Annotated in this window: 4 protein-coding genes; all 4 read left to right on the top strand. The window is 70.9% G+C overall.

What is annotated here, in order from left to right; all coding sequences use genetic code 11:
- On the top strand, nt 1-747 hold a 747-nt coding region (locus ACSAMQ_RS20350), incomplete at its 5' end, for a DNA-processing protein DprA (RefSeq protein ID WP_435397399.1).
- Nucleotides 748-849: 102 nt separating this feature from the next.
- Complete coding sequence (locus ACSAMQ_RS20345) at nt 850-1,338, top strand: DUF494 family protein (protein WP_435397398.1); 489 nt, start codon at nt 850-852, stop codon at nt 1,336-1,338.
- Between the two features lie 256 nt (nt 1,339-1,594).
- Nucleotides 1,595-2,353, top strand: a complete 759-nt coding sequence (locus ACSAMQ_RS20340) for a pilin (protein WP_435397397.1) — start codon at nt 1,595-1,597, stop codon at nt 2,351-2,353.
- 43 nt (nt 2,354-2,396) lie between these two features.
- Nucleotides 2,397-2,702, top strand: a 306-nt coding sequence (locus tag ACSAMQ_RS20335) for a DUF4339 domain-containing protein (protein ID WP_435397396.1), incomplete at its 3' end; no start/stop codon positions are given.

Raw genomic sequence — 2,702 nt, 5'->3', positions numbered from 1 at the left:
CTCGCGGTCGCCAGCGGCCTCGCCGCCGGGGTCGACACCGCCGCCCACCGCGCCGCGCTCGACGCCGACGGGGTTACCCTGGCGGTGCTCGGCACCGGCCCCGATGTCGCCTACCCGCGCAACAACGCCGACCTGCATGCGCGCATCGCCGCCGAAGGCGCGCTGATCAGCGAACACCTGCCCGGCACCCAGGCCCGGCCCGAGCACTTCCCGAGCCGCAACCGGATCCTCGCCGGGCTCAGCCTCGGCACCCTGGTGATCGAGGCGGCCGAACGGTCCGGCGCGTTGATCACCGCGCGCCTGGCCAGCGAATGCGGGCGCGAGGTGTTCGCCGTGCCCGGTTCGATCCACAACCCGCTGGCGCGCGGCTGCCACCGGCTGATCCGCGAAGGCGCCGGCCTGGTCGAAAGCGCGGGCGAAGTCGCCGCCGCCCTGGCCCCGCTCGCGGCCGAGCTGGCCGACGACTTGCGCCGCCGCCTGGGCATCCCCATCTCTGCCAGCCACGCGGCCGTCATGGAGGGCGATCACGATGGCGACGACCCGTCCCAGGGAGTTAACGGCCGCCCGGATTTCACCGATCCCGACTACCAGTCCTTGTGGGACGCCCTCGGCCACGACCCAACCGGTATGGATCGGTTGGTCGAACGCACTGGATTGACGACCGCGGAACTGTCCTCCATGCTGCTGGTCATGGAGCTTGAGGGTCGCGTCGCGGCGCAGCACGGCCGTTATTTCCGCAACCGCTGAACCACGCCATCGCCGTGCGGTCCGACTCAAGACAGGTCGGCCGCCCGACGGTCAATCAGCAACTCCTACTCACCGCGCCGCATGCGGCGCAGGCCGAGGGAAATGAAAGAGAGCATCCTGGACGTCCTGCTGTACCTTTTCGAGCATTACTTCACTGAAGATGCGGACCTTGTCCGCGACCGCGATTCGCTCCGCAGCGGCCCCCTGTTCGACGAGCTGGGCCAGGCCGGGTTCAGTCCCGCAGAGATCAACAAGGCGTTCGAGTGGCTCGATGCACTGGCCTTGCAGCGTCCGGCCGTCAGCCCGCCGCGCACCGGCGGCCCGACCCGGGTCTATTTCGGCCCCGAACTCGACAAGCTCGACGTCGAATGCCGCGGCTTCCTGTTGTTCCTGGAGCAGCACGGGATCCTCGACGCCGGCCAGCGCGAGCTCGTGCTCGACCGGGCCATGGCGCTGGACCAGGACGAACTCGACCTGGACGACCTGAAATGGGTCGTGTTGATGGTCCTGTTCAACCAGCCCGGCTCCGAGGCGGCCTACGCCTGGATGGAAACCCAGATGTTCGCCGACGAACCCGAGCCGGTGCACTAAACCGGCTCCGCGTCGCCGCGATGGCGACGCCCCCAGGCCGCGGCCCCGGCTGCGGCGCGAGCCGCCATCGCCGCTCGCCGACGCTTCTCCGGGTCGATCCGAAGGCCGAACGCCGGCCGGCATGCTAGTTTCTTGCGTCCACCGTGCGCCTGGGGCGGCCGCGGCGGCATAGCCACGTCCGGCCGACGGCCCCCTCGCGGGGGCCGGCACGCCGGCGGCTCACTCACAAGGACGATCGCGAGATCAGGGGGACAGCATGACCAATTGGTATTACCACGACGCAGCCCAGGGCCGTGTCGGCCCGATCGACGCCGACGCCGTGCGCGGCCACTACCGCGAGGGCCGCATCCAGCGCGATACCTTGCTGTGGCGCGAAGGCCTGCGCGAATGGCAGCCGCTCGAGCGCCTGTCGGGCGAACTCGGCCTGGACGAGGACCTGCTGTCGTCGGCGCCGAGGCCGGTGGCGCCGCCGCCGTTGCCGCCGCAGACCCCGAGCGCGTCGGGCCCGCCGCCCTATTCCGAGCGCTCGGCCAACCCGGCCGATGCCGCCGCCGCGCACTTCAACCAGCGCCAGGCGCCGCCGCCGCGGCGCGGCCTGTCCGGCTGCGCGATCGTCGCGATCGTGCTGGCGGTGCTCGCGATCCCGATGATCGGCATCCTCGCCGCGATCGCCCTGCCGGCCTACCAGGACTACACGGTGCGGGCCAAGATCACCGAGGCGATCAACGGCTCCGGCCAGTACAAGCTCCAGGTCGTCGAGTACGTGGCCGCCAACGAACAATGCCCGGACAACGACAGCCAGGGCTTCCAGCCCGCGATCGCCTACGCCAGCCCGCGCGTGGCTTCGGTCAAGTTCGGCGAACTGGAAGGCTGCGGCATCGAAATCGAGCTACGCGGCATCGGCCGCAAGGCCGACGGCCAGAAGGTCTGGCTGGAGCTGGACCCCTCGAGCGGCGAGTGGACCTGCAGCTCGGAGATCGAAGACCGCTTGCTGCCGCAGAACTGCCGCGGCTGAGCGCCCCTCGCAACAACGAACCAGGACAGGACAGAGATTCGCGATGAGCCAGTGGTATTACAGCGACAACGATCGCAACCGGCATGGACCGCTCGAGGGCGCCGACATGGCCGCCCTCCACCACGGCGGCGAGCTGGGCCCGGACACTCTGGTCTGGCGCGACGGCCTGGCGCAGTGGCGGCCCTGGCGCGAACTCGCCCATGAGCTGGTCGCCGAGCCCGGCTTCGCGGCCGAAGAGCGCCCGCAAGAGGTTGAGGCCGGCGCCGCGGCGATCGCGGCCGAGCACCCGGCGGTCCGCAGCGAGACCCAGCCCGAGCCCGAGCCCGAGCCCGAGCCCGAGGCCGCGGCC

It is taken from the genome of Lysobacter sp. 1R34A (assembly GCF_051217035.1).
GTDB lineage: Bacteria > Pseudomonadota > Gammaproteobacteria > Xanthomonadales > Xanthomonadaceae > Lysobacter.
This window is presented reverse-complemented; position numbering and strand designations above follow the sequence as displayed.